Raw genomic sequence first — 26,516 nt, forward strand, 5'->3', positions numbered from 1 at the left:
TGTAGTGCCATTTTTATCTTAATTATTCTCTCGGTTATAGTGTCTTGCCTTTCCCCAAAAAGGATGGAACGATGACTGTCAGTGAATATTCTCTCTGATTAAGGATAAACAGTGACACAATCACCGGCTGTTGCAGAAAAGACCGCAGCGCTAATCGCATCCTGCTTATTAAAATATCGTCTTGAATCGGCAGTAGTGGATTATTCAGAAGGATCGATATTTACACTCTTTCGGTTAGCCCCTTCCCCCGGAATACGCAGTTCACAAATTTCCGCCCTTATCCCTGAATTATGCCGCTCTCTGAATGTAACCGAAATCCGGATGATTGATTTTATTCCCGGAACACCGTACATCGGATTGCTTGTAAAAAATGAATCCCGGAAAACCGTCTCCTTCAGCCACTGTTTTACTAAATGGACAGAAGACAAATCACTGCCGCAACTTTCGGTAATGGCGGGCGAAAATATAACCGGCGAACCTGTCAGTCTGGATTTAACACAATTACCGCACCTGCTGATCGCCGGAACAACCGGCCCCGGTAAATCCATGCTGATGCATTCCCTGATACTGAGCCTGCTGTACCGGACATCTCCTGCGAACGTCCGGCTGGTGCTGTGTGATGCTCACCACCCTGAACTCAGCCTTTACCGCGATACGCCACATTTACTTTTTCCTGTTCTGTCTGACAGCGCTGAAATAACCGAAGCCCTGCATTTTCTGACCACAGAAGCCGAAATACGACGCAAACAATTCTCCGCAATAAATGTCCCTGACCTCCGGCGTTATAATGAAAAAATTGCCCTGGCAGAATCATTCGGAAGACCTATTCCGGATCCTTTTTGGCGGCCGGAAAACTATATGGCGGAACATCCCCGTCTGAGTCATAAACCGGCTATTATTATCTGTATCGAAAATGCCGTTCAGCTGATTAATGATAACAGCAATATTGAAGATTTAATTTTACCTCTGCTGCAACAGGGAGGAATGACCGGCATTCATTTATTGCTCACAACACGCAGTCCGCTGCCGACAAAAATAAACCAGCAACTTAAATTTTATATCCCTGCCCGCATTGCAATGACAGTGACTTCCAAAGCGGACTCTCATTTTATTATCGGGCAACATGGCGCTGAAATATTATCCGGAAATGGTGATATGTTGCTTATCACCGCTGATTCCGCAGAACCTCAGCGCATTCAGGGAGCATATATCAGCGACAGTGATATACATAATGCCGTTGATTACTGCAAAAAATGGGGAGATGTTAATTATCTTACCACCGGAAGAACAGTTGTACCGGGCGCCTGTGATTTGGATCCCCTATTTGACCGGGCTGTTCAGTTTGTCGCAGAAAAACAACGGGTTTCGATATCCGACATTCAGCGGGAATTCCGTATTGGTTACAATCGTGCAGCCAGAATCGTTGAGGAAATGGAAGAATCGGGAATCATCAGCGAACCATTTTCAGACGGAAGGCGGGAAGTTTTAGTTCCGGGGCTTTTGTGATTATATCATTTTTCAAACAGGATGAAGTGAGCTTGTGATATGAATGAAAATCTTTATCGCTTGATTGTTGAGTTTCAAAATAATGTCCGGACTGCTTTAAAGCTCATGTATCGGTCCGGCATTAAAATGCCGTCAAGTCGCTATGAATGGATTCAATATAGTATACCCGGCGCTGGGGAGTTAGATGGTGGTATTAAATATTATAAACATGGCGCCGGATGCCTCGTAGAACTGAATTCCGGGAATATAGATTTTGATTTCGGTGAGCAAGGAGAAATAGGAGGTTTTAATTCCTGGTGGTTAACCTGCTTTGCCGAGAAGAATATAACAGCTTACGGTTTCAGAAATTATGATGATGTTGCTGAGCATCTGAACAAAGCGTTAAGTGACGGAGAACTGATTCGTCCGGATCATGATCTTTGCTATATTGCCAATGTTCCATACTCCTACGCTATAGACATAGACAGCAGAAATCCGGGAGATATGCTTCCATGCCGCAATCATGACCGTGTACTGACACTTCAGATTCATTACTTCGAAACAGCTGAACTCATGTTTAGAAATTACAATAAACTCAATCAGAAAATGAAAAAAAATGGCCATCTGAGCCAGCGGGAAGAATTTGATACGAGAATTTATTTTTCTGCATGGTTAGGTTTTTTAGGTGTGGTCTGTGAGGGCTTTCGAAAGTTAAACATACGAGTCCTGCTTGAAAATGATCGCCCTGCCAGCTTTAAAGACTTATTACCAATTTCGGATAGCATCAGAAAACTGATGAAAGAACATTCGGATCCACTCCGGATATACAGAAATAATATTTTTCATCTCAGAGAGAATACTGAATTTATTCGCCATTTTTTTGATACAGAAGTTGAACGCCTTTCATGGGCTCGTGAGTTACATTTGCTGCTTGCAAAGTTTTTCTCTCAGTACAGAGTCTGTTGTGAAGTACATTATGTATTTAATGGGCGCAAAGGTGAAAGCGATTTGACAAAGAAAAAAGTAATACGCCGTAAAAAAACCTCTGAACATTGACGGTTCATACCAATGAATTAAGCTATTTACTTTACCTCAAAACGGTGTTCTCTTTTCTTTACGGTTCACCTGAGCAAGACTCGGGTTTACCCACTGACAATGAATAAAGTTAATCAGGTCAAGAATAAGTCATTACTAATGATAACGGGGAATATTCCCCGTTTTTAATTATCTGCGTGACAGTACACTTTTTATAAATCCAGTGACCGTTTCCACAGCAGGAAATCAAACTGCTCCAGACGGTCTGCTTTCACCTTATATTCCCCGCCTGCCGTTTCAATCACCCGCTCAAACAGCCCTTTACTGATTTCCGGCAATGGCACACCTTCTATTACCGGACCGCAGTCGTAATCGATCATGTCTGACAAACGCTGTGCGATAGCGCTGTTGGTGGAAATCTTGACGACCGGTACGATAGGGTTTCCTGTCGGTGTCCCCAAACCGGTGGAAAAAATAACAACGTTACAGCCCGCAGCCACCAGTCCGGTCACGGCATCCACGTCATTCCCCGGTGTGCAGACCAGAGACAGTCCGCTGTCCGGCATCGGTTCCGCATAATCACACACTGCACTGATTGGCGATTTTCCGCCTTTTTTCGCCGCACCGGTTGATTTAATCGCATCGGTAATTAATCCATCAGCAATATTTCCGGGGCTCGGGTTATCCGCGATAGTGGTATTAAAGAAGTTCGCGGTTTTTTCATACTGTCCCATCAGATCGAGGAATTTCTTTTTATCCTCAAAGCGGATGCAGCGTTTTACCATATCCCCTTCCGCACCGCACAGCTCCGGGAATTCCGCCAGGCCGGAAGCGCCGCCGAGTGTCACCAGCCAGTCCGACACCAGTCCCATCGCCGGATTGCCGGAAATACCCGAGAACCCGTCAGACGCCCCGCACTTCACGCCGAGCTTAAGATATGCCAGCGGCACATCAGTACGGCTCTGAGGCTTCACTGCTTTCATGCACTCATAGGTTTGTTTCAGCGCCGTCTGCATCATCTCTTCTTCGCTGTTCCATTCCTGCTGCCGGAAATAGAGTGCCGGTTTATCAAATGCCGGATTACGTGCCGCCAGCGACTCTTTGAACATCTTGCGCTGTGCTTTTTCACATCCCAGGCTGAACACGGTAATACCGATAACATTCGGGTGATCCGCATACGCAGCCAGTACATCACACATGGTTTTACTGTCAGAGGTGGCACCGCCGCAGCCGCTGGTCACCGTAATACAGCGCACGCCCTCAATATGCGGGAACAGCTTAGGTTTTGTGGCCTGCACCTGTTCACCGGCAGTCAGATCCAGGGCGAAACTTTTCAGACTGTTATTGGTGTAACCCAGCGCCTCATTCAGTGCATCCGTCAGTTTGGTGACATTGCGGTTCTCACAGAACACCAGCGGGAAAATCAGCCAGTAATTGGCTGTTCCGACCCGGCCATCATCACGGACATACCCCTTAAATGTCCGGTCTTTCCAGGCCGATACATCCGGGATCTGCCATTCATAGTCGCCGCTCTCCTCCAGTGATACCGGGGCGGCATAATGGCGGATATTGTCCACGGTAATCACTTCCCCGCGGGCAATCGGTTTTGTTGCTTTCCCGACAGCGGTGCCGTACATGGAGACAATACCGCCTTCCGGCACTGCTTCCAGGGCAAACTTGTGTTTGGCTTTCACATCCGTGACCAGAGTGATTGATTCATCACCCCACTGATACACCTCACCGGCATGCAAATCCTTCAGTGCCACAATTAAATTATCAGTTTCATCAATACGTAATATCTTTTGCATAACTCACCTTCCGGTTATTGCCGCCAAAATGACGGCAACGAATCAGGATTATTTTTGTGTGTTCTTTTTCAGTAAGGCAATCAGGAGTGCACAGCCGACTGTGATCACCGCGAGTGTGATAATCCCTGCCGTATTGCTGTTCATCAGTTTATCCATTTCCACACGGATAATCGGTGCGAGGAAAGAACAGAATGCCCCCATGGTGGTACAGAACCCGATGCCGGCAGCCAGCGCAGGACCACTCAGTAACTGCGGCGGGAATGTCCAGAACACCGGTTGTACGGACAGAAAACCGACGGCGCTGAGACACAGCGCGGCGATGGCAAAGACCGGACTGGCAAAGGCGGATAATGCCAGACCAACTGCCGCTGCCAGCATACACATCACGGAGATAGCCACACGGCGGGATGGATTTTTATCAGCCAGACGCGGGATGTAATACACACCAAATGCCGAGCATGCCCACGGAATAGCTGCCACCAGAGACGCTTTAAACCCGAGGCTCTGTCCCATCAGGGAAGCCACCTGTGACGGCAGGAAAAACATCAGCCCGTAGACCGAGATCTGGATGGTGCCGTAGATAAGTGCCAGGTGCCAGACCTTGATATTTTTCAGTGCAGACAACACAGATGTGGTTTCTGTTTTCGCATTCTCACTGGCTAACTGCTCTGTCAGCGCTTTCTTCTCTTCCGCTGTCAGGAAGCGGGCTTTCTCCGGGCTGTCATCCAGCCAGAAAAAGGCGAAGACCCCGATAACAACCGCCGGTAAACCTTCAATCACAAACATCCAGAACCACCCCGGACGCCCCATCCAGCCGTGTAATTCCAACAGTGCGCCGGATAACGGCGAACCGAGTGTCAGTGCCAGCGGTACGCCGAGAACAAAAATACCAATCACCGTGCCGCGGACTTTATTCGGGAAATAGATGGAGGCCAGTAATAAAATTCCCGGATAAAAACCCGCCTCGCCCAGTCCCAGCAGGAAACGCAGCACAATAAATTGCGTCTCGTTGGTCACGAACCCGGTCATTGCGGATAACACACCCCAGATAACCGTTGTAATACTCAGCCACTTTTGTGCGCCGATTTTATTGAGGATTAGGTTTGCCGGGATCCCGAACAGCGCATAGGCGGCGAAGAAAATCCCCGCCCCCAGTGCAAAGGCGGAATCGGATAACCCGATATCCAGTTGCATGGCATCTTTCGCAAAGCCCACATTCACACGGTCAATAAATGCCACAAAATACAAAATAAACATCAGGGGTACTAAACGCTTCCACGATTTCTGAATCGCGGAATTTAAAGCAGGATTGTCATAAGCTGTGATAGTCGCCATGATAATATTCCCTGTCGGTAAGATGTTCTGTCGTTATAATCAGGAAAAATCAGCGTGCTGTTTCAGCATCCGCCAGTATCTGCATCAGCTGTTCAGTCTGCTCCGCATTCAGGCTGCTGAATGGCGCTGTGCAGTAGTCTGACTGAATAATGCCCCGCATCTGTAATGCTTTTTTAAAGGTCGGGATAAACGGTGAGTGCACGCCGTAAACGGCCATCAGCTGATCCACTTTGCGCTGATGTGCCGCTACGGCAGCCATATCACCTTGTGCAAATGCCGCCATCCAGGAAGCGAAGAACTCAGGCACAATATTGGATAACCCGCCGATACAGCCATTTCCCCCCGCCAGCACAACATGGGCGAAGTTATTGTCATAACCGGCATAAACCTCAAAATGCGGGATCTCTTTTTTTACCGTCTGAATAATCTGCGACGTATGTAATGTATCGGGGATCGTATCTTTCAGCCCGATAATATTCGGATAGCGATCCGCCAGACGCAGACACACCTTCGGTGACACCGAGTAACCGGTACGTTCCGGGAAGTTATAGATAAAAATATTGGCTGACGTTTTTTCCGCGACCGTGCTGTAAAACCGGTAAACACCCTCATCATCCAGCGGGAAATAGTACGGGCTGATAATCATTACCCCGTCCACCCCCTGCTCATGAGCATAGTTCGCCAGCGCGGCTGACTCATTCACATCCGGGCGGCTGGTCCCGGCATACACCTTCATTCCCCCTTTGTCATAACTGCCGCATAACCTGATCAGTGTTTTTGAGCTTTCCATATCCAGTGAAAAAAACTCGCCGGTACTGCCCATAACCACAAATCCGGAGACATGCCCCTTCAGAGAGTCATACACCCGCTGGTTTTGTTCGGTATCAATCCGGCCTTTGTCATCAAAAATTGTTACGGCCGGCGTGATGTAACGGCTTTCCATACCCATATTGTTCATATATACAAACCTCGTCAATAAATAAAAACACAAGTAAGTAATCATGAAACTCTGAGTGAGTCAAATTTTGTACATTTGCTGAAAAAACAGGCTAACAGGCTGTTTTAATTGCGGTTGAAAACTATAGATGCGGAAAAACCCGATCCGGATTGCGGTTATTTATTATTTATCTGTGAGGAACAGCACATTACGGGAATAATAAAGCGGATTGTCGTGACACCGGCGGGCAATGTCACAAACGGACACCCGGACATGATTTACTTAGCGGGGCTTTGTACCTAGAATAACGGCATAAACTGTCAGGGAGGTGAATTGATGTCAACGGAGCATATGCCGACAATACGGGTGTTAGAGGTACTCAGCGTTCTGGCGGCAGAAAACACCGGGATTTCCCTCACACAGCTGGCCGGGAAGACCGGTATATTAAAAGGCACACTCTACCCGATTCTGAAAACTCTGGCAGAACGCCGTTATATTAATTATGACGAAAACACCCAGCTTTATTTTCTGGGTATCGCCTGCTCGATTCTTTCCCGTTCATTCTTTGAAAAATCGTACTGGCTGAAAATGGTGCACCGCGAGATGAATAATATTGTCAACGAGTGCAACGAAGTGTGCCAGATGGGTATATTAGATGGCCCGGATGTGTTGTATATCGATAAAGTGCAGTCTGCGCAAAAAGTTCAGTTAGTCTCCAATATCGGCACCCGCTTACCGGCGGTTTATTCCGCATTAGGTAAAGCGATGATATGCCATTACAGCGATGATGATATTCTCCGCTTATATCCTGACGGCTTTACCCCGCTGACAAAATACAGTATCACTACCATCGCGGAATTACGTCAGCAGCTGGAAGAGGTCAAAATAAATCATTACGCCACTGACAACCGGGAAATAAACGAAGAAACCCGCTGCTATGCCGTTTCATTACGTCAGCGTAATAAAATCATCGCCGCCATCAGTGTATCCGTCCCGACATTCCGCAGTAATGATGAAAAAAACAACCAGATTATCAGTGTATTACTCAGCAGCCGCGAACGTATCGAGCAAGAGTTGAATACATTGCAGGATGTGGAGTTTTATCAGTAGGGGTAATACAGGACGTTTTAGTCCACGGCGTTTTTAATTGAAAGCGGAGCTGAATTGCTCCGCTCTGCAGCCTTTAACTAAAATCAAAATGCAGACGTAATTTTTTACAATGCAGACAGCGGAATAAATATCCCTGAGCATCACTGTCCTTATGTAACAGGCCGGATAACTCTTCAACAGAAAAACCATATTCCTGAATATCATCTTCCAGAGAAACAAATTCATCCAGCCGGTCTTTTATATCATCCCAGCAAACATACCCGATAAATTCACAGGGCTCATTGCAATGTGCCAGCCACACTTCCTGCTGCCATCCCCGGTAACCGGGTGTACGTTTAACCAGTTCATCCAGCATTTCATCCGGATACGGGTTAGTGGTGTGTGAAAATTCACCATCGTCATCATATTCACAGTCAATTCCTTCCACGCTGGCGCTATCCTGGAATTCGCCCTCAAATTTCCGGCTGGCGGAACCATCCGCAATACACCACGGGCATAATGCATCAATATCAGCGACAGAATAAAACGGACTTTCATAATAAATATCAGTAGCTTGCTGACAGCAATCACACTTAACGGTCTTATCGTCTGAAAAAGCACCGGTTCCGAGCGGATCGGGATGATATTTAAAAACAGGTAATTTTCGGTTATTTGGTGTCATGGGGAGTCCTGTTCAGAAGAAAATTAAACCATTGTAATCATTCCGGGAAGCATCAGCTATGATGGCTGACACAGATTTTAAACTGATGCTTTTTATTTTCCATACAAAATTATATTTTTATTCAGCACGTTAACTATTAATATAATAAACAGACAAAGTAATTTAAAAAACAAATTTCCTGTTTGCATTAACAACATAACCGCATTAATATTTAATAAATCAGTATTATATTAAATAAGCCAAAAATATTAAAAACAACAAGGCCGGTTAAGCCAAACCTCCTTATTATACAAAAAATTATGGACTATCAACTTAAGTCATATGGCCAGAGCAACAAGAAAACATTTTCCTCTGTTTTCTTCATTCTGGTTCCTTTTGGTATTTGGATAGCATTCATGTATTGGTCTATATTTTTAGGCCAAAACGTTGTGTTATTTGAATGGTTCCCTCAGTGGACTATTTCCGTCATTTTCGCTGCTGTTGTGGGAATAATCGGCGGGATTTGGAGTATTTGGCGTCGCCCGATAAAACAGGTATTTAAAAGTTTTCTCTGGAGCGGATTCTTTGGTCTGATATTAATTATCCCTCTATTCGATGTGATGGTGTATTTACTAACACACAAAACCATTCACTATCAGACTGAATATGAAATTACATCACCGGGCCCTGCCACCAACAGATTTGGCCGATGCAAACACGGCATATGGATAAAAGAAGCCTATACGGAACGGTGGAAATTACTTTGCATCGATAATGCAAAATTGGCGACTCAGAAAGGCGCAGATACGGTGTGGGTCACAACAAAAACAGGTCCTATTGGTTCATATATAGTTGATTATCAGTTCTCTCCCCATAGCCCTTAACTATGTCCATAACCTTTATCATTGATTTTTTTCCCAAATTAGCGCCAGGCTAAATCAGTGATCCTGACCTTTTGACCTGGATCTCAAAAAATGCATGGAACTAAAACGAGCCTATTTACAATACACTTTAGACTTTCAGATTTTAACTATAATCTTCGCCTTCAAAGTTCTACCTTTTCAAGTCTATAATAAACAGTATTCTGGTTCATTTTTTTCTAACGAGGCACAAAAATCACTAATAGCAAACTTGTATCAAGTGTTATAATGAAGCGGTAATCATCATTGGAGATGGAATAATGTCTAACTATTGCTTTATAACTCCAGAAGCTCAGGTGTTAGTTGAGTCAGTTGGGATTTTACAAAACATACAAGAATTTTCAAAAAACAATAAAAAACAAACTTATGTTTTGTGTAAGCCTTTATCGAAAGAAGATTCAAGTTACGATTATAATGAAGCTTGTGTTATCTTTATTTCAGGAATGAAGCCCTGTTTTATTAACACTGGTGGCGATAACGATGGATTTGACGACTATATTGAAGATTTTTATGATGATGTGTCCTTTCTTTCAGAGAAATATCAATATAGAAGAAAAATTGGCAGAAAGAAAAAATGGCATGAGTTATTCAAAAAATTTGATTTTTATGATCTGGATTTCGAACAATTATTTATTAATAATCCAACAGACAAAAGGGTTGCTGATTTAATTACCTCTTTAGTTACTGGTAGCATTAATGATGTTTCAAAAGTAAACCTAGAGGCTGAGAGCTTACTAGATGTTGTTAAATCTAAGATAGTTCTTTTTGATACTGATCAGACTGGATTTTTATTTAAAACTAGTACAAATAAAAAGTACGTAATACAAGGTCTAGCTGGCTCTGGTAAAACAGAGCTGTTATTACATAAACTCAAAGAAATATATTCGAATGAAGATGATGCTAGAATTGCATTCACCTGTCATAATAAAATATTAGCCTCTAGTATGAGAAGCAGAATCCCTGAATTTTTTAACTTTATGAAAGTTGAACGACAAATAGAATGGGAAAGTAAGATATTCTGTTTTAGCTCTTGGGGAAGTGGAAGAAATCCTACATCAGGAATGTATCGATATATTTGCTCAGAATATGACATTTCTTTTGGTACTCTTCAAGCTGGTACTTTTGATATTCTGTGCAAGAAAGCTATCAATGAAATAAAAAACAACCAGAAAGAGGGTAAAGTTAAATATATTTTTGATTATGTTTTCATCGATGAAAGTCAAGATTTTGATGAGAGCTTCATTGAGCTTTGTGAATTGGTTACTGAAAAGAAAGTATTTGTAGCAGGTGATGTATTCCAAAACATATTTAGACCTATAGATGATGATGTCCGAAAAGCTGATTTACTGTTGAAAAAATGCTATCGAACCGACCCTAGAAACTTAATGTTCTCACATGCACTGGGTATGGGACTATACGAAAATCCTGTTTTGCGTTGGTTGAAAGATAATGAATGGGATGCTTGTGGATATAATTACAAACAACACGGTAAACGGGCTATTGTGAGTCGAGACCCGCTAAGACGCTTTGAAGATATACCTGATGAGTTTAGGGCAACTTCATTAACACAAGTTGATGATGATAACAAAATTGCAAAATCAATTTTTACCATTGTTGAAAAAATCAAATCTGAGCATGAAAATGTTTGTCCTGGTGATATTGCGGTACTTTTTCTAGATACATCTAAATATATTTATAATATAATACCAGAGTTATCACATATTATTTCAGATAAATTTGGTTGGGATGTAAATATCTCCTATGAAAGTAAAGTTAATGACCCTAGTAAATTCTTTATTTCCAATATAAATAATGCTAAAGGGTTAGAATTTCCGTTTGTAATATGTTTTGCAATGAACTTAAACAAAAAAACCTCATTCAGAAATGGCCTTTATACAATGATGGCAAGATCATTTTTAGAAAGTCATTTAGTCTTAGGAACTAAAGCTGATAGTGAGTTAATTAGTAAACTAAACTCTGGTCTGGATTGTATGTATACTAATGGATACATGGAGTTACGTGTACCAACTGATGAAGAAATTGAAAGCCAACAAGCTGTATTAGTTTGGGATGAAAAACCAACAATTGAATCACTAGTTATAGAATATTGTGAAGAGCATGAAGCTAGCCCAAGGCTAAAAGCTAAACTTTTACAACGAATGACAGAAATTTTGGGTGGCGAAGAATATGATAGTGAATACTTTAACTCTCTGATTGAAATAGAATATAAGAGGAATGTTAAGCTATGAGTGTTTATTTTTATAATAGCATTCCTAAATATTATATGGATAGATTCAAGGCCGTTAGAGGATCATTAGATAATCTTTTTAATGTTCTCCAGGCAATTGAGATTGTTAATTGTTGCCACTCTTGTAATGTGGAAAATATTAAAGGAGATTTAGACTTTAACTTGGCGATTTTTACAGGTGACTTCCATCGTTTTCTAATCAGAAAAGACGACGGATATTTCTCAATGGCTATCCCATTTCAAGTGATTATTGAAGGTGAAACTATTTCATTTAATAGTGACTTGCTACAAGAAAATGTTGGAGGTCATGTTATTTCCATTTTGAGAAATGCTATTTCATCTACTCTTGACTCATCTCATTCTCATGAAGAAGTCATATTATCTATTGTAGACAATTTTAACTTAAGTTTCCCAGAAGCTTTACTTTATTACGATACGTTTACATCTTTATTAGCTAATGACCACGGCTACTTTAGGTTTGATGATGATGAAGAACATGAAAATGGCCATGTTCATCCTCGTTATCATTTTGATGTTTTTTATAAAAACACGAGTTCCATAAAGATTGGGTATGACAAATATGACACTTTAGATTGTTTTTACTCGTTGGTAGATAAAAACATACCTAAGAAGTATTTAGCTAGTGATAGTTTAGTTTTTTGATCGATGTCTATTTTTAAGGAGGTATTTTAATACCTCCTTAAATGCCTATGATTGTTCAAAATAACAAGCGATAAAATCTGTATTACCGTTTATAATCTCTATATATTTTTTTAGATTTGACAAATTGAAGTCCTTTCCATATCTATCGAAGATTATAGCGTTGTTCTCGTGACCCACAATACCCATCACGAAGCGTTGTTCTACTTCTGTCTCTTGTTCATAGAAGTTAACAACGATATGCCTAAATGAATGAAATCGTGCCCTCTTTTGAACCCTAGTTTAATTTTTAATCTACCGAACCACTTTGAGGCAGCCCCACTGCCCACCTCTTTAACGCTCAGGAGAGCAGCACTTCGGTGTTGGTTAGGGGGCGTGTAGTCCGTGCCACTATGACCGCTCCTTTATAAATTGGTATACGCATTTAGTTGAATATCCTCAGGCAATGACAGACACAAAAAAGCCCGCAGGGCTCGCGCCATGCGGGCTTTCGACTACATCGGATGACTCTGGTAATCACCGATGGAGAATTTTGGTGGAGCTGGCGGGAGTTGAACCCGCGTCCGAAATTTCTACACCTTCGGTACTACATGCTTAGTCTGGTCTTTACATTCGCTTGCCAGCTGCGGACAGACACGCCACTAACAAACTAGCCCGATTCGTTTTAATGCTTTCTCCCCGGGCAGGAAGTCCACACGATCTCTTTTGGGTTTGACCTCTCTTGATCCCCGTCCTAAGAGCGGAGGCTAGGGAGAGAGGGCTCTGAGCAGGTTATTAAGCTGCTAAAGCGTAGTTTTCGTCGTTTGCGACTATTTTTTTGCGGCTTTTATCGTGGCCAACCGCCCCACGGCATGCACCTTGGGTTTCGCAAATCCCGTCGAATCCAGAATCAGCCCCAAGTTGTGAAACGCAGTATATCAGAAAATCAGTACGGATTACCAGTACTTAACGCCCTGCGTGCTTCATAATTCTTGCTTTGTCTAATTTCCACTCACGTTCGCGGATGTCATCGCGTTTGTCGTGTTCTTTCTTACCTTTGGCAATGCCGATTTTGACTTTGCACCAGGCGTTTTTCCAGTACAGCGACAGTGCGACCACGGTGTGCCCGTCACGGTTGATTTTACCGTACAGGCTGTCCAGTTCACGCTGGTTGAGCAGCAGTTTGCGTGTCCGGGTCGGGTCGCAGACAACGTGGGATGAGGCCACGCTGAGCGGTGTGAAGTTGGCACCAAACAGGAAAGCTTCGCCGTCTCGGAGGATGACGTAGCTGTCCCCCAGGTTAGCTTTACCTGCGCGTAATGATTTGACTTCCCAGCCCTGCAGCGCCAGACCCGCCTCTATCTCTTCTTCGATAAAGTAGTCGTGGCGGGCGCGTTTGTTCAGCGCGATGGTGGCAGAGCCTGGTTTGTGAACTTTTTTCTTTGTCATAATGACCACTATTATACGTTATGCACACCCGAAATAAATTGCTTATTTCTCCGTCGCACGGTAAATGCTGCTATTTTAAGCGCCTTTGCGGGTTTTCTGTCCCTGTACGCTGTTTTTAACATGTCAGCGGGATTTGGCAAGTGCTTTTTGTGACAAACATCTTTGTTGTCATTAAGATACATTCTGTCATCAGCGCGTGCCGTATTGTGCATTTATCTCCGCGCCGGAGCACAGTATAATACGATTTAACAGGCGGCGATAATTTCCGCCGTTTCGTGATTTTTGACCGCAGGATGTGTTATGCCGCAAATTAGCCGCTCCGCACTGGTTCCGTTCAGTGTGGAACAGATGTACAACCTGGTGAATGATGTCCGTGCGTATCCGGAATTTTTACCGGGCTGCGTGGGAAGCCGTATTATCAGCCATGATCAGGATGAAATGACCGCGTCTGTGGATGTATCCAAAGCCGGGATCAGTAAAACCTTTGTGACCCGCAATCAGCTGACCAGCAATCAGCATATCCGTATGCAACTGGTGGAAGGCCCGTTCCGTAAACTGATGGGCGGCTGGTCGTTTATTCCGCTGAGTCCTGAGGCGTGCAAAGTTGAGCTGAATCTGGATTTTGAATTTACCAATAAACTGGTTGAGCTGGCCTTCGGCCGTATATTTAAAGAGCTGGCCGGTAATATGGTGATGGCATTTACCAAACGGGCAAAAGAGGTTTACCGTGTCTGATATTTCTGTTGAAGTCTGTTATGCCCTGCCTGATAAACAGTTTCTGATCCCGGTGAAAATAAACGAAGGCGCCACGGTGGAAGCCGTTATTCTTGCCTCCGGTATTTTAGCATTACGGGATGATGTGGATTTAACGCAGAATAAAGTCGGTATTTTCAGCCGTCCGGCAAAACTGACGGATATTGTCAGTGATGGTGACCGCGTGGAAATATACCGTCCGCTGATTGCTGACCCGAAAGAAATGCGCCGCAAACGGGCAGCAGAAGCCAGCCGTAAGAAAAAAGAAGACTGAGTCTGTATTCCCGCTGATTTCCGGTTTATTTACCGGACCTGCGGGAAATAACTGTCCAGATTATCCAGCCCCTGTTTTTCCTGTGAAAACGTCACGGTGGTCTCTGTCTGACTGCGGGTAATGGTCAGTATCCACAGGCTGTCAAAATCATCACGCGGCCAGGCCGGCATATCCGAATAGTCCCCGCCGGTCTGTTTCAGAATATCCCTCACCACTTTTATCAGATTATCGTGTTCCCAGACCACAAAGACCGTATGCCCGTGATGAGTTTTATCCAGTAACGCATCGCGCAGGGCTTTGGTTTCTTTGGCGTGAAATTCCAGATGTACCGGCAGTGACAGGCGGACAGCCACCGGGGTGATAGTCTGAAGGGAACGCAGCGAATTGCCGAGCTTGCTTTGTTTCGGTGCGGCGGCATACAGGGCATCCGCCTTTCCGTAACGGGCGATCAGAAGATCCGCCAGCGCCAGTGCGCGGTTTAATCCTTTGCCGGTTAACTGGCCGCTGTCGTTATCCGGTTTTTCGCCGTGGCGCAGAAAAACCAGTGTCTGTACTGAATGAGTCATCCGGGTGATACCTGATTTGCAGAATACGGATTTAAGAAACCGGACGTCCATGACAATCCCTTTTGTTTCCGGAAGGATTCAGTGTAATCGCCCGCCGCCGGTTAGCCTACTTTTTTACAGGAATTTTTATTTTTCAGAGAAAATGCACTTTCCTGCTTATGTCAGTATGTTACCCCGCTTATTTTATCGTCATCTTTCATTCTCAGACAGTTTGATCCGTGAAAAAGAAAATAACAGGAAAAAACGCGGTTACGCCATTTTCGCCTTCCCGGTCAGGCTTTTTCATTCCGTTGACGGGTACACTATTTCGATGCCATTAATAAGGGAATATAACAGTATTACATCAAGGATATTATTTATGCGCCAGATTACCATCCGCTTAGCCGACCCTTCCGATGCGGCGGCGCTGTGCGATATGCACCAGGATTTTACGTCTTATGCCAATACGTTACAGATGCCGTATACCTCGCGGAAGTTCTGGGAACACCGGATGAGCCAGGGTGATCAGTCAGCCACCCGGCTGGTGGCTGTTGTTGACGGCGTGGTGGTCGGGCTGCTGGGTATCAATCAGAACAGTAATCCCCGCCGCCGCCATGTGGTGAATTTTGGTATTACGGTAAATAAAAGCTACCGCGGCCAGGGTGTCGGCAGTGCATTAATGCAGGCAATGATTGATTATTGTGATAACTGGCTGGGCATCCGCCGTATTGAATTAGAGGTATTTGCCAATAATCCGGACGGCCTGGCGCTGTATGAAAAATTCGGTTTTCAGCGCGAAGGGATTGCCCGCGATTATGCATTCCGCGACGGACGCTATGTCGATGCTATTCTGATGAGCCGGATAAACGACCAACCCAAATAACCGGATAATCCGGAAAGACGAAAACGGAAAATAATGTATGGAACATAAATGGGTCTGTATTCAGTGCGGGGAAAAAGAGATCCCGCAATACGCGGAATATTGTGATGAGTGTGCGGAAAAACGGATGTCGCGGATCGGCGGCTGGTTGTGGCTGCCGTTAATTACCCTTTTTCTGTCACTGGGTGCCGGTGGTTACACACTGAGTGAGTGGTATGATTTATATCAGCAAAATGCGGGGTATATTCCTGACCGCGTATTGCAGGTCATGTATATTAATATTGCTTTTACCATACTGACCATGCTGCTGATACTGACAACGCTGTATTATTTCTTCAGGCTCTCCCGTTATCTGCCGAAGCTGTTTATTGCCTTTATTCTTTTTGCCATCGCCTCGGAAGCCATTCAGGAAATCGTTCTGGTTAATCTGCTGGATGTTAATGTTGACTTCACTCTTTATTATCCGCTGATAAGATTGGTTATTTACGCTATCATCTGGATTTCGTATTTCCTGGTGTCTGAACGGGTAAAAAGAACATTTGTTCATTAATTTAAGGGAAACAGTATGAATAAGTTTATTTTTCCGGCAATCGTTTGTGCCGCCACACTGGTCACACTGCCTGCGAATGCAGGTAAACTGCCGGATAATCCTTATTTATCGACTGCGGTACTCAGTAGTGCGGGCAGTGTCTACAGCTCTGTGATGATAAGCGGCGCAATTTTATCGCCGATCATTTTACCGGCTCAGATGAGTGCGGAGTCTGTGGAAAATAATAAGAAAGAAAAAGTCACCACCATCACCGGCAAGACCGATAAAAATGAAGATGTGGCCCTGCTGGTCGCCACTGAAAAACTGGAGAAAACCCCGGTGAATCCGGGTGATAAACTGACACTGGAACCGGCCGAAAAAGGCCCCGGTGCGTATCTGAAAAAGGACGGGAAAATCATTTCCCATATGGTAACTCAGGATGATCGTGAATTAACCCATCAGGAGAAGATGCCATAATATGCGACTGCTGAAATCCGTTTTTGCGGCTGCCCTGCTCACTGCGTCCGGCCTTGCATACAGCGGCAGTCAGAACTGTGCGGATAAATCCCCGCCCACGCCGCAGGAAGCCGCACAGCGCACCGCACAGGCCAGAGTGCTGAATGACTGGCTGGAGAAACAGGGCGACCGGGTCGTTCTGCTGGTCCGTCAGGGTCAGGCACTGAGTGACTACGGGCTGAGCTTTTCCCATGCCGGTTATGCCGTACGGGAAAGGAACGGTACCTGGCGGGTGTATCATAACCTCAACACCTGCGGTACTGCGCAGTCTGAGCTGTGGATCCAGGGACTTTATCAGTTTATTGATGATGACCTGGCCGGAAATACCATTGCCACCCTGCACTTCCCGCCGGCCTTACAGTCCCAGTTACTGAAAGTGCTGCGTGACCCTGAGCTGCGCAAAGCCCTGCACAATCCGGCGTATAATATGGTGGCGCATCCGTTTGCGACCGACAGCCAGAATTCCAACGGCTGGGTGCTGATGGTGTTCGCCGCCGCCCGCTCTCCGGGCGTGAATTCGGTTTCCGCCGGGGTAAACTGGCTGAAATCAGAATTCTATATCGGCTCCTCCGCCGAGGCCGGATTAATCAAACGGGCACTGGCGGACAGCCTGATGCCGCATATGTCCACTGACGGTCAGCCGGTGACCGGTATTGTCACCTTTAACTCCGGCGACAGCCTGCTCGGTTTTCTCAGCCGCTACGGCAAATTCCGGGTTGAGTGCAGTCACGGCAGCTTCGGCAGTGCCGTCTGTATGGTGCCGCTGCCGGAATAATTACCACCCCGGTTATTTTATATCCTGCTGCCATTATTTCTGATGGCAGCATTTTTCGTCGATTTTTTGTTCTCCTTCCCGTTTATGTGATTTCCCGCCCCGCTTTTACCGACAACCTGTCCGTTACATTAAATTTCCTTTTCCTTTTATTTTCATTAATTTAGTTGCAAACAATTACTTTACCAGGCTAATAATAAATCATAACAAGAGCATGGCCTTTTATTTTAAAAACACTTTTTAGCGGCAACTGCCAACACCACATAAGACAGGGGAAACACCATGAGCAAACACGAAACGTCATCCGCGCCTCCGGCGCATGACCACGATTTTATGTTTACGCCCATACCGATGACACACCGCCGCGAGACCTGGAAACAGGTACTGGTCTGGATAGGTTTCGGTTATGTGGCAACCGGGTTATTTATCGGCGGCGCCCTGGCTGGGGCCAACGGCGGGCCGGGAATGTCATTTCCGATGGCGCTGCTGGCTATCGCCATCGGGATGGGATTGTTGTTTATTCTCACCTCGCTGCTCGGTATTATGGCGCAGCGCACCGGGCTGAGCCTGGCGCTGATCAGCCGTTTTTCCTATGGCCGTTTCGGCGCGAACCTGCCGATGATTGCTATGGGGCTGCTGACCCTCGGCTGGTTTGCGGCGATCACCGGGATGGTCGGAGATATCTGGGGCACGTTCCTGGGCAATCCCAGCGGGATCATCGTCTTTAACCCGGCAGAGCACGGCTACAACGGTGTGCCGATCACCCTGGAAGTCTTTCTTTCCTGTGTCATCGCCGGTCTGCTGTTTACGTACACTTCACTGCACGGCATGAAAGGACTGGAAATTATCGCCATTCCGGTATCGCCGATTATTATGATTATCGCCGTTATCACCGGTTATGCGATGTTGCAGGAGGGCGGCGGGTTATCGGTCTTTATTGAGAATTCCAACCGCAATGAAGGGCTGATGCTCTCCACCGCGATCACGATGGTGGTCGGCAGCTGGATTGCCGGGGCGGTGATGGGCGTGGATCTGTTCCGCTTTAATAAGAGTATTTCTGCGGTATTCTGGGGATCGGCAGCCTGTTTTATTTTCACCAACCCGCTGCTCAATGTGGTCGGTTATATCGGCACCATGACGGTCGGGATGCCGAACTACATTACCTGGATGATCGAGAAAAGCTTCCTGCTGGCGCTGATCGGGGTGATCACCTGGACACTGTCACTGTGGACCACCAACGACGCGGAACTCTACTGTAACTCGCTCTATACCGGACCGGTGCTGGATTCCGTTGGTGTAAAGGTCAATAAAAACGTCCTGATCCTGACCACCGGGATTATCGGTACTGTGCTGGGCGCTATCGGTTTTTACCAAATCTTCTTTGCTGATTTTATTAACTATCTCGGCATTATGGCACCGCCGCTGGCCGGGCCGCTGCTGGCGGATTACTACATCACCCGCAAATGCCGCTACGACATCACACAGATTAACAATCAGCCGAAATACAATTACGCCGGAGTGATCAGTGCGCTGGCCGGGATGGCTTCCGGTCTGGTGATGGCACTGAACAATATTCTGTCTGACTGGCCGACCGGCCTGCTGGCATTAGTTATTACCGTTATTATTTATCTGATATTGCATCCGCTGCTGGCGGCAAAAGCCACCTCACCGGCCACAGGGAGATCATAATGAAAAAAGTTTATCTGAATGAGTTCACCACTGAAGAGCTGAAAAACCGGTTCGATAAGGGCGAAATCGACAGTGCCATTACCATTTTCGGCAGCTGTGAGAGCCACGGCCCGCATCTGCCGCTCGGTCCGGATCTGTTTGTGCCGGAAGCCGTCGCCCGCCGTGCGGCACAGCGTTTATCCCGCACGATTGTGGTACCGGGTGTGCCGTTCGGCACTTCCGCACACTATAACGGCACACCGATGGCGATTAACATCCGCTTTGAAACGGTGATTGCGATTGCGGAAGACATGTTTGAGAGCCTGATTCAGTACGGCATCAAACACATTTTTGTCTTCAATGGTCACGACGGAAATATTCCGTCGCTGGATATCGCACAGCGGAATGTCAAAGCGCGTCATAAAGATGTGGTTTTTGCGTTCCTGCCGGCCTGGTGGTCCGTACTCGGCGGCCGTCTCGGAGAGAATTTCTTCCGTGAATGGAACGGTCTGGGGCATGGCGGTGAGGGAGAATCCTCCATTACCGCTGCGGTGTGTCCTGATCTGTGCGACCTGAGCAAAGCGGTGCGTCAGATGCCGGAAGACAGCATCCGCCACGGCGATAATGTACAGATTATGTGGGATATCACCGAGGTTTCAGTAACAGGTGCCACCGGCGACCCGACTTACGCCAGCATTGAGAAAGGCGAAAAAATGCTGGATGCCCTGACAGACCTGGTGGTGGAGAGTATTGAGGCGCTGGAAAAAACCAACTGGAATTATGATTTACGCACTAAGTAAACAGAGTAATGCCCCGCAATGCGGGGCCTTTTTTTCAGAGTCCGGCAAATTCAGGAATTGGCGGCCGTCCGTGTGATTCCAGAAAATCCAGTACCCGGCGCGGGGTGACATTCAGGATACGCGCTTCAGGAAACTCAATTTCCCGCAGCATGGTCACTACCCGCTCAAAATTCCCCAGATAACCGGCATAGTGGGAATCTGAGCCCAGTGAGATCCAGCCGCCGTGGTCACGCACCGCCTCAGCAATCGCACGGCAATTTTTCTCGCTGCCCGCCCGCGAATGCAGAAATGAGGAGTTATTCATCTCCAGCGCCACATTGCACTCTTTTGCCGCCTGCACCACCGCATGAATATCCAGCGGATATTTCGGGTTTCCGGGATGGGTAATAATCTGCACTTTTCCGCTGCGAATAGTGGCGATCATGGCTTCGGTATTGGCGGCCTGCCCCTGCGGCTGCAACACCGGCTCGTGAAAACCGGCGAGGATAATATCCAGCTGCTGCGCCATTTTATCGGTGCAGTCCGTCTCTCCGGCCTGATTTTTAATATTAGCCTCAATACCGTACAGCAGCCCTGCACCGTTAATCATGCGCGGCAGAACCGGCATATTGGCAAAATGCCACGGATGCGGCCCGTCCGCCATTTCCGGCCCGTGGTCGGTGATCGCAAACAGGGTTATTCCTTTCTCCGCCGCTTCGGTAAAATATTCACGGACGGTACTATAAGCATGGGTACTGGCAACCGTATGGGCATGTAAATCAACCGGATATATCACTCTGCTCTCCTTTCTGCGGTTAAGCACCTCTTAACCCTATCAGATTCTGAAACGGGTCTTCAACCCGGCACACGGATTAACACACTGGCGGGTGTCAGGGTTATCATGCACTTTTTCCGTTCTGTAACAGCTGTTCAATCAGCGCGGGCAGTTCCGGATGGTCTTCATGCCAGACCGTGATCCCGTTTGTCTCAAACAGCGCCGTTGCCACACCGTTGCCGGATTTAAGCGTGCCGTCAAATGCGCCGCTGTAGATCAGACCGCTGCCGCAGGACGGACTGTTAGCTTTAAGGATCACATGCGTGATATTCCGCTGTTGCAGATGTTCCAGTGCCCGCAGTGCGCCCTGTTTAAAGGCGTCAGTGACATCTTCGCCGTCACTGCCGGTAACCCGGGCGGTGCCAGCCCAGACATCACAGCCCTCACCGCCGGTGATTTCCGCCGGGGCGCGGGGCACCGGCAGACCGCCGAGGATTTCAGGGCATACCGGAACCGCCATTCCGCTGTTCTGCAGCGCTTTCAGCGGGGCATATAATTTATGGCTGCCGTCGTAACGGACGGCTTCACCTGCCAGACAGGCACTGATTGCAATCATCATATTCTCGCAGTGTATACCGGTATAATTCAGATAGTGATAATCAATACCTGATAGTAAATAACTTATGAGCGCGGGACAAGCCGGGCAGATGTCTCCTTTTGCCGGAAAAAATGCTAAACTCTGCACGATCACCTATTTAACCGGAGTATACCTCTTTATGCACGCACCCACCCCGTCAGAAAAACCGGTGTTATCCGTTTTTGATTTTGACGGCACGCTGACCCGCCGTGACAGCTTTGTTCCTTTCCTGCGTTTTGCCTTCGGGAAACGTGTTTTTTCCCTGCGGATGCTGCGTCTGGTTCTGCCGACACTGCGCTGCTTCTCACGTAAACTGACCCGCGACGAGCTGAAAGAAGTGCTGATCACCACCTTTCTGACCGGTACCGATGCCCGCTGGGTGGAGAAAAAAGCACAGGAATTTTGTGAACGTTACTGGCATAAGATGATGCGCCCGGAAGGTCTGCGCGCGGTGGCAGCGGAAATTGCATCGGGTGCGGAAGTCACACTCTGTTCCGCGTCCCCGGAACTGGTTCTGAAGCCGTTTACAGAGCGGCTGGGGATCAAACTTATCGGGACTCAGCTGGAAGAGAAAGACGGCATTCTGACCGGGAAAATCAACGGCAACAACTGCCGCTGCGGCCAGAAAATTGCCCGGCTGCAACAGGTTTACGGCGATTTATCCGCTTACCATATGCGTGCCTGGGGCGATTCACGGGGGGATTATGAGCTGCTGTATGCCGCAGGCGAACCTCACTGGCGCCATTTTCACCGCAATCCGGCGAAATATGAAAAACGCCGCAAACAGTTTTCATCCCGCTGAAAACAAAAACGGGCTGTATCATACAGCCCGTCAATAATCACAGCGGCCGTTATTTCGGCATTTGCTGTTCCATCATAGCTTTAGCCCGGGCTAACGCATCAATACCCTGTTTACAGGCTGCATCCTGTGCATCAGCTGGTAATTCCATAAACTGCTTTTTGAAGTGATAATGCAGCACGCCGTAACCGGCAATTTTGCCTTCACGCCGCAGCACAAAACAGACTTTCTGCTCAATCCAGCTCCGGATCGCCTCACAGCGTTGCGGCTCCTGTGCCGCAACGGTATCAAGGGCAATTAACGCCGTGAGATCCTGTTCCGTTGCCGGGGATATTTCCCCGGCGCTCCGGTTATTTGTCATCATGACGTTCAGGCATCCTCCTGAACAATGCCGGTTCCGGCCGGTTCAGATTTCTGTGAGGCCAGCAATTCAAGCAGTGCATACTGTTTTGCCGTCCGTTGTTCCGCTTTTTCCGCCAGAACAGCGGCTCTCGCCGGGTCACTACTGCTGAGGCGGTTAAAACGCTGCTCCTGATGCATCACCTCCGCCAGGGATTGTGACGGCGGACGGGAATCCAGTACCAGCGGCGCTTTGCCGGTTCCGTCACGACGCGGATCAAACCGGTACAGCGGCCAGAACCCGCTGGCGGTCAGGGCTTTCATCTGGTCGTAACTGAATGCCAGATCATAACCATGCTCCTCACACGGGCTGTAGGCAATAATCAGGGACGGGCCGGGATAGGATTCCGCTTCCTGAATCGCTTTCACCGTCTGATTCATCTGGGCGCCGATGGCTATCTGTGCCACATACACATTGCCGTACATCATCATGGACACGCCCAGATCCTTGCGGGATTTGCCTTTACCCTCCTCCCCGAATTTAGTGACGGCTCCCATCGGTGTCGCTTTTGATTGCTGGCCGCCGGTGTTGGAGTAACACTGGGTATCGAGCACCAGCACATTGACATTCTCACCGCTGCTCAGCACATGGTCGAGCCCGCCAAAGCCGATATCATAAGCCCAGCCGTCACCGCCGATCAGCCAGACGGATTTCGGCAGAAGGTAATGCGCATCCTCTGACAGCTCACGGGCTCGCGGATCCGGGTTATCCGCCAGTAATGTCCGCAGTTCCGTGATAGCCGCACGTTTTTCATCCGCAGACAGTGCCTCATCCGTCAGCCGCTGCCGTAATTCATCCGGCAGTTGGGCCGCAAAGGTCATCAGCAGGCGTTTTACCCGTTTTTTGTGCTGGTCAGCCGTCAGGCGGAACCCCAGCCCGAACTCGGCATTATCCTCAAACAGCGAGTTGGCCCAGGCCGGACCGCGTCCCTCTTTATTGGTGGTGTACGGCGTGGTCGGCAGGTTACCGCCGTAAATAGAAGAGCAACCGGTGGCATTGGCGATCAGCAGTTGTTCGCCGTACAACTGGGTCAGCAGTTTGATATACGGCGTTTCACCGCAGCCCGCACAGGCGCCGGAGAATTCAAACAGCGGCGTGATAAGTTGTGATGTCCGGATATCAATGCGCTCAAGCCGGGATGCGGGAGTGTCCGGCAGTTGCAGGAAGAAATCAAAGTTGGCTTTTTCCTCTGCCAGGTGCGCCAGCCGCGGCTGCATATTAATGGCGCGGACGGACGGATCCTCCCGGTCTTTTGCCGGGCAGACCTCATAACAGAGATTACAGCCGGTGCAATCCTCCGGGGCGACCTGAAGGACATAATCCATCCCTTTCATATCGCGGGATTTAACCGGCAGACGCTGCAGTGTATCCGGTGCACCGCTGAAATCCGCGGGATCGGCCACTTTGGCGCGGATAGCCGCATGCGGACAGGCCGCGACACAATAGTTGCACTGGGTACAGAGAGACGGTTTCCAGATGGGGATCATCTCTGCGATATTGCGTTTTTCCCAGCGGGTGGTGCCGGAAGGCCAGGTGCCGTCCGGCGGGAATGCCGATACCGGCAACGCATCACCGCGTCCGGCCAGCATCATGGCGGTGACGGTTTTGACAAAGTCCGGTGCGTTATCCGGCACGACCGGCGGACGTGGCTGACTGAGCGGATCTACCGCCTGCAACGGCACGCGGTGCAAGGCTTCCGGGGTGCGGGCTATCGCCATCAGGTTATCCTGAACGACACTTTCCCCTTTTTTGCTGTAGCTGCGGATAATCGCCTGCTGTAAATAAGACTGAATTTCCGCCGCCGGTAACAACGCCGTCAGATGGAAAAACGCCATCTGCATAACAGTATTGATACGGGCACCGAGGCGGCATTCACGGGCAATGCGGTAAGCATTGATAACATACAGCTGCGCCTGTTTTTCCGCCAGGATCGCCTGAACATCCTGCGGGATATGATGCCAGACCTCATCCGCCGGATACGGGCTGTTGAGCAGGAAAATCCCGTCCGGCGCCAGTTTTTTCGCCATTTCATATTTATCGAGAAACTGCCACTGATGACAGGCAATAAAATCTGCCTGCCGGATCAGATAAGTAGCACGGATAGGATGTTCACTGATGCGCAGATGAGAAACGGTAAGGCCGCCCGCCTTTTTCGAGTCATAGACAAAAAAGCCCTGGGCGTAGTTATCCGTATGACTGCCGAGGATCTGAATGGCATTTTTGGCGGCTGAAACCGTACCGTCACTGCCCAGCCCGTAAAACAGCGCACTGAGGCGGTGAGTGACCGGCAGCTCCGCCGGAACCGGTGCCAGGGACAGCCCGGTGACATCATCAATAATACCGGACGTAAAGCGGCGTTTCGGCGAGGTTAACGTCAGTTCGCGGAAAATCGCCATCACACAGTCCGGGTCAAACTCTTTGGATGACAGCCCGTAGCGTCCGCCGATAATACGCGGCAGCTGTGCCCGTTCCCCGTTCTGATACGCTTCGGCAAAGGCGGTCATCACATCCAGATAGAGCGGCTCCGCCTGGGCACCCGCTTCTTTGGTCCGGTCGAGCACAGCAATGTGCTGCACACTGTCCGGAATGGCATCGAGGAAATGCTGTGCGGAGAACGGCCGGTAGAGATGCACTTCCAGCACGCCGACTTTTTCGCCCTGCGCAATCAGTTTGTCTGCCACTTCCTCCGCCGGACCTGCGGCAGATCCCATCAGGATAATCAGGCGCTCAGCCTGCGGATGTCCGTAATACGTAAACGGCTGATAATAACGGCCTGTCACCTCACCAAATGCAGCCATCGCATCCGTCACATGCTGATAAACCGCGTCATACCACGGGTTAGTCGCCTCACGGGCCTGGAAATAGGTATCCGGATTGGCAGATGTGCCGCGTATTACCGGATGTTCCGGCGATAGTGCTCTGTCGCGGTGAGCGCGGATCGCCTCTGCCGGGATCAGTCTGCTCAGCTCCGCACGGCTGACAGCAATAATTTTGTTCATCTCATGAGAGGTACGGAAACCATCAAAGAAATGAATAAACGGCACGCGGCTGTTCAGTGTGGCTATCTGTGAAATCACCGCAAAGTCCTGAGCCTGCTGGACGCTGTTGGCACACAGGAGTGCACAGCCGGTCTGACGCACCGCCATCACATCCGAGTGATCGCCGAAAATAGAAAGGGCGTGAGTCGCGACCGTCCGCGCCGCCACATGCAGAACAAACGGGATCAGCTGTCCGGCAATTTTATACAGCGACGGGATCATCAGCAGCAATCCCTGGGAGGACGTGAAAGTGGTCGACAGTGCGCCGGTCTGAAGTGCGCCGTGAACGGTGGCAATGGCTCCGCCCTCCGACTGCATTTCCATCATGCGCGGGACATCGCCCCACAAATTGGGTTCCCCGGTCGCGGACCAGTGGTCAGCATATTCGGCCATGGTGGAACTCGGGGTAATAGGATAGATGGCGATCACTTCATTCAGCTGATACGCCATCCGGGCCACCGCCTGATTTGCATCAGTGGTGATCATGCTATGTATTTCGTTGCTCACAATAAGACCCTTCATTTTTATTATTTTTTACAACATAA

The 26,516-nt window shown here is 48.0% G+C and carries 25 protein-coding genes and 1 other RNA gene; 15 read left to right on the forward strand and 11 right to left on the reverse strand.

The window, feature by feature from the left end; genetic code table 11:
• The first annotated feature begins 111 nt into the window (after positions 1-111).
• Both HMPREF3119_RS15650 and HMPREF3119_RS15655 read left to right on the forward strand, forming a co-directional pair.
• Positions 112-1,506, forward strand: a complete 1,395-nt coding sequence (locus tag HMPREF3119_RS15650) for a DNA translocase FtsK (RefSeq protein WP_168162293.1) — start codon at positions 112-114, stop codon at positions 1,504-1,506.
• A 39-nt stretch (positions 1,507-1,545) separates the two neighbouring features.
• Positions 1,546-2,541, forward strand: a complete 996-nt coding sequence (locus HMPREF3119_RS15655; RefSeq protein WP_062772436.1) for a DUF6896 domain-containing protein — start codon at positions 1,546-1,548, stop codon at positions 2,539-2,541.
• A gap of 191 nt (positions 2,542-2,732) precedes the next feature.
• Here HMPREF3119_RS15655 and HMPREF3119_RS15660 read toward each other — a convergent pair whose 3' ends face one another.
• The 3 genes from HMPREF3119_RS15660 to HMPREF3119_RS15670 are packed head-to-tail and all read right to left on the reverse strand — an operon-like array spanning position 2,733 to position 6,606.
• A complete protein-coding gene (locus HMPREF3119_RS15660; protein WP_070580272.1) occupies positions 2,733-4,328 on the reverse strand; it encodes a UxaA family hydrolase in 1,596 nt (531 codons plus the stop codon).
• Between the two features lie 48 nt (positions 4,329-4,376).
• Entirely contained in the window at positions 4,377-5,663 is a 1,287-nt protein-coding gene (locus HMPREF3119_RS15665) for an MFS transporter (protein ID WP_070580274.1), read from the reverse strand.
• 49 nt (positions 5,664-5,712) lie between these two features.
• Positions 5,713-6,606, reverse strand: a complete 894-nt coding sequence (locus HMPREF3119_RS15670) for a dihydrodipicolinate synthase family protein (RefSeq protein WP_170950685.1) — start codon at positions 6,604-6,606, stop codon at positions 5,713-5,715.
• Positions 6,607-6,936: 330 nt separating this feature from the next.
• Between HMPREF3119_RS15670 and HMPREF3119_RS15675 the strand changes: the two genes are divergently transcribed.
• Positions 6,937-7,710: an IclR family transcriptional regulator gene (locus HMPREF3119_RS15675; RefSeq protein ID WP_032098428.1), complete on the forward strand. Its 774-nt coding sequence runs from the start codon at positions 6,937-6,939 to the stop codon at positions 7,708-7,710.
• A 73-nt stretch (positions 7,711-7,783) separates the two neighbouring features.
• Here the strand turns inward: HMPREF3119_RS15675 and cbrC are convergent, their stop codons facing one another.
• Positions 7,784-8,371, reverse strand: a complete 588-nt coding sequence (gene cbrC / locus HMPREF3119_RS15680; protein WP_004241886.1) for a PF03691 family colicin E2 tolerance protein CbrC — start codon at positions 8,369-8,371, stop codon at positions 7,784-7,786.
• Positions 8,372-8,670: 299 nt separating this feature from the next.
• Between cbrC and HMPREF3119_RS15685 the strand changes: the two genes are divergently transcribed.
• From HMPREF3119_RS15685 to HMPREF3119_RS15695, 3 genes are all read left to right on the forward strand, one after another.
• The gene (locus HMPREF3119_RS15685) at positions 8,671-9,234 is read left to right on the forward strand and encodes a hypothetical protein (RefSeq protein WP_070580276.1); all 564 of its coding nucleotides are present in this window, start codon (positions 8,671-8,673) and stop codon (positions 9,232-9,234) included.
• Positions 9,235-9,530: 296 nt separating this feature from the next.
• Positions 9,531-11,519, forward strand: a complete 1,989-nt coding sequence (locus tag HMPREF3119_RS15690; protein WP_070580278.1) for an STM2767 family DEAD/DEAH box helicase — start codon at positions 9,531-9,533, stop codon at positions 11,517-11,519.
• Positions 11,516-12,181 carry an STM2766 family helicase-associated protein gene (locus tag HMPREF3119_RS15695; RefSeq protein WP_070580280.1) on the forward strand — a complete coding sequence of 222 codons (666 nt, stop codon included), beginning with the start codon at positions 11,516-11,518 and terminating at the stop codon, positions 12,179-12,181. The genes HMPREF3119_RS15690 and HMPREF3119_RS15695 overlap by 4 nt, the downstream gene beginning before the upstream one ends.
• 530 nt (positions 12,182-12,711) lie before the next feature.
• Here HMPREF3119_RS15695 and ssrA read toward each other — a convergent pair.
• Positions 12,712-13,075: a transfer-messenger RNA gene (ssrA, locus tag HMPREF3119_RS15700) on the reverse strand.
• Between the two features lie 48 nt (positions 13,076-13,123).
• Positions 13,124-13,606 (reverse strand): SsrA-binding protein SmpB, encoded by a 483-nt coding sequence (smpB, locus tag HMPREF3119_RS15705; protein WP_004238509.1) that lies wholly within the window; start codon positions 13,604-13,606, stop codon positions 13,124-13,126.
• Positions 13,607-13,906: 300 nt separating this feature from the next.
• Between smpB and HMPREF3119_RS15715 the strand changes: the two genes are divergently transcribed.
• Positions 13,907-14,341, forward strand: a complete 435-nt coding sequence (locus HMPREF3119_RS15715; RefSeq protein WP_032098432.1) for a type II toxin-antitoxin system RatA family toxin — start codon at positions 13,907-13,909, stop codon at positions 14,339-14,341.
• On the forward strand, positions 14,334-14,633 hold the full coding sequence (locus HMPREF3119_RS15720) for an RnfH family protein (RefSeq protein ID WP_004241880.1): 300 nt from the start codon (positions 14,334-14,336) through the stop codon (positions 14,631-14,633). Before HMPREF3119_RS15715 ends, HMPREF3119_RS15720 begins: the two co-directional genes overlap by 8 nt.
• 29 nt (positions 14,634-14,662) lie before the next feature.
• Here HMPREF3119_RS15720 and HMPREF3119_RS15725 read toward each other — a convergent pair whose 3' ends face one another.
• Positions 14,663-15,199: a histidine phosphatase family protein gene (locus HMPREF3119_RS15725; RefSeq protein ID WP_239670209.1), complete on the reverse strand. Its 537-nt coding sequence runs from the start codon at positions 15,197-15,199 to the stop codon at positions 14,663-14,665.
• Between the two features lie 358 nt (positions 15,200-15,557).
• Between HMPREF3119_RS15725 and HMPREF3119_RS15730 the strand changes: the two genes are divergently transcribed.
• The 6 genes from HMPREF3119_RS15730 to HMPREF3119_RS15755 all read left to right on the forward strand — a co-directional run bounded on the left by HMPREF3119_RS15730 (position 15,558) and on the right by HMPREF3119_RS15755 (position 20,343).
• The gene (locus HMPREF3119_RS15730) at positions 15,558-16,061 is read left to right on the forward strand and encodes a GNAT family N-acetyltransferase (protein WP_036416932.1); all 504 of its coding nucleotides are present in this window, start codon (positions 15,558-15,560) and stop codon (positions 16,059-16,061) included.
• 37 nt (positions 16,062-16,098) lie between these two features.
• Entirely contained in the window at positions 16,099-16,608 is a 510-nt protein-coding gene (locus tag HMPREF3119_RS15735) for a DUF2569 domain-containing protein (protein ID WP_004238516.1), read from the forward strand.
• 15 nt (positions 16,609-16,623) lie between these two features.
• Entirely contained in the window at positions 16,624-17,064 is a 441-nt protein-coding gene (locus tag HMPREF3119_RS15740) for an STM0539 family protein (RefSeq protein ID WP_004238517.1), read from the forward strand.
• Between the two features lies 1 nt (position 17,065).
• The gene (locus tag HMPREF3119_RS15745; protein WP_070580285.1) at positions 17,066-17,878 is read left to right on the forward strand and encodes a DUF2145 domain-containing protein; all 813 of its coding nucleotides are present in this window, start codon (positions 17,066-17,068) and stop codon (positions 17,876-17,878) included.
• A 279-nt stretch (positions 17,879-18,157) separates the two neighbouring features.
• Complete coding sequence (locus tag HMPREF3119_RS15750) at positions 18,158-19,564, forward strand: purine-cytosine permease family protein (RefSeq protein WP_046024271.1); 1,407 nt, start codon at positions 18,158-18,160, stop codon at positions 19,562-19,564.
• Positions 19,564-20,343: a creatininase family protein gene (locus tag HMPREF3119_RS15755; protein WP_024473982.1), complete on the forward strand. Its 780-nt coding sequence runs from the start codon at positions 19,564-19,566 to the stop codon at positions 20,341-20,343. Before HMPREF3119_RS15750 ends, HMPREF3119_RS15755 begins: the two co-directional genes overlap by 1 nt.
• Positions 20,344-20,377: 34 nt before the next feature.
• Here HMPREF3119_RS15755 and HMPREF3119_RS15760 read toward each other — a convergent pair whose 3' ends face one another.
• Positions 20,378-21,115 (reverse strand): phosphatase, encoded by a 738-nt coding sequence (locus tag HMPREF3119_RS15760; protein ID WP_036417143.1) that lies wholly within the window; start codon positions 21,113-21,115, stop codon positions 20,378-20,380.
• A gap of 106 nt (positions 21,116-21,221) precedes the next feature.
• On the reverse strand, positions 21,222-21,716 hold the full coding sequence (locus HMPREF3119_RS15765; protein ID WP_004238523.1) for a 2-thiouracil desulfurase family protein: 495 nt from the start codon (positions 21,714-21,716) through the stop codon (positions 21,222-21,224).
• Positions 21,717-21,873: 157 nt separating this feature from the next.
• Here HMPREF3119_RS15765 and HMPREF3119_RS15770 point away from each other — a divergent pair, with 157 nt between their 5' ends.
• On the forward strand, positions 21,874-22,536 hold the full coding sequence (locus HMPREF3119_RS15770; RefSeq protein WP_004241865.1) for an HAD family hydrolase: 663 nt from the start codon (positions 21,874-21,876) through the stop codon (positions 22,534-22,536).
• Between the two features lie 49 nt (positions 22,537-22,585).
• On the opposite strand, the gene HMPREF3119_RS15775 is transcribed toward HMPREF3119_RS15770, so the two are convergent.
• Both HMPREF3119_RS15775 and nifJ read right to left on the reverse strand, forming a co-directional pair.
• A complete protein-coding gene (locus HMPREF3119_RS15775; protein ID WP_051997304.1) occupies positions 22,586-22,897 on the reverse strand; it encodes a DUF5339 family protein in 312 nt (103 codons plus the stop codon).
• Between the two features lie 5 nt (positions 22,898-22,902).
• Positions 22,903-26,457 carry a pyruvate:ferredoxin (flavodoxin) oxidoreductase gene (gene nifJ / locus HMPREF3119_RS15780; protein WP_070580287.1) on the reverse strand — a complete coding sequence of 1,185 codons (3,555 nt, stop codon included), beginning with the start codon at positions 26,455-26,457 and terminating at the stop codon, positions 22,903-22,905.
• Between the last annotated feature and the right edge of the window lie 59 nt (positions 26,458-26,516).

The organism is Morganella sp. HMSC11D09 (assembly GCF_001807955.1).
GTDB lineage: Bacteria > Pseudomonadota > Gammaproteobacteria > Enterobacterales > Enterobacteriaceae > Morganella > Morganella morganii.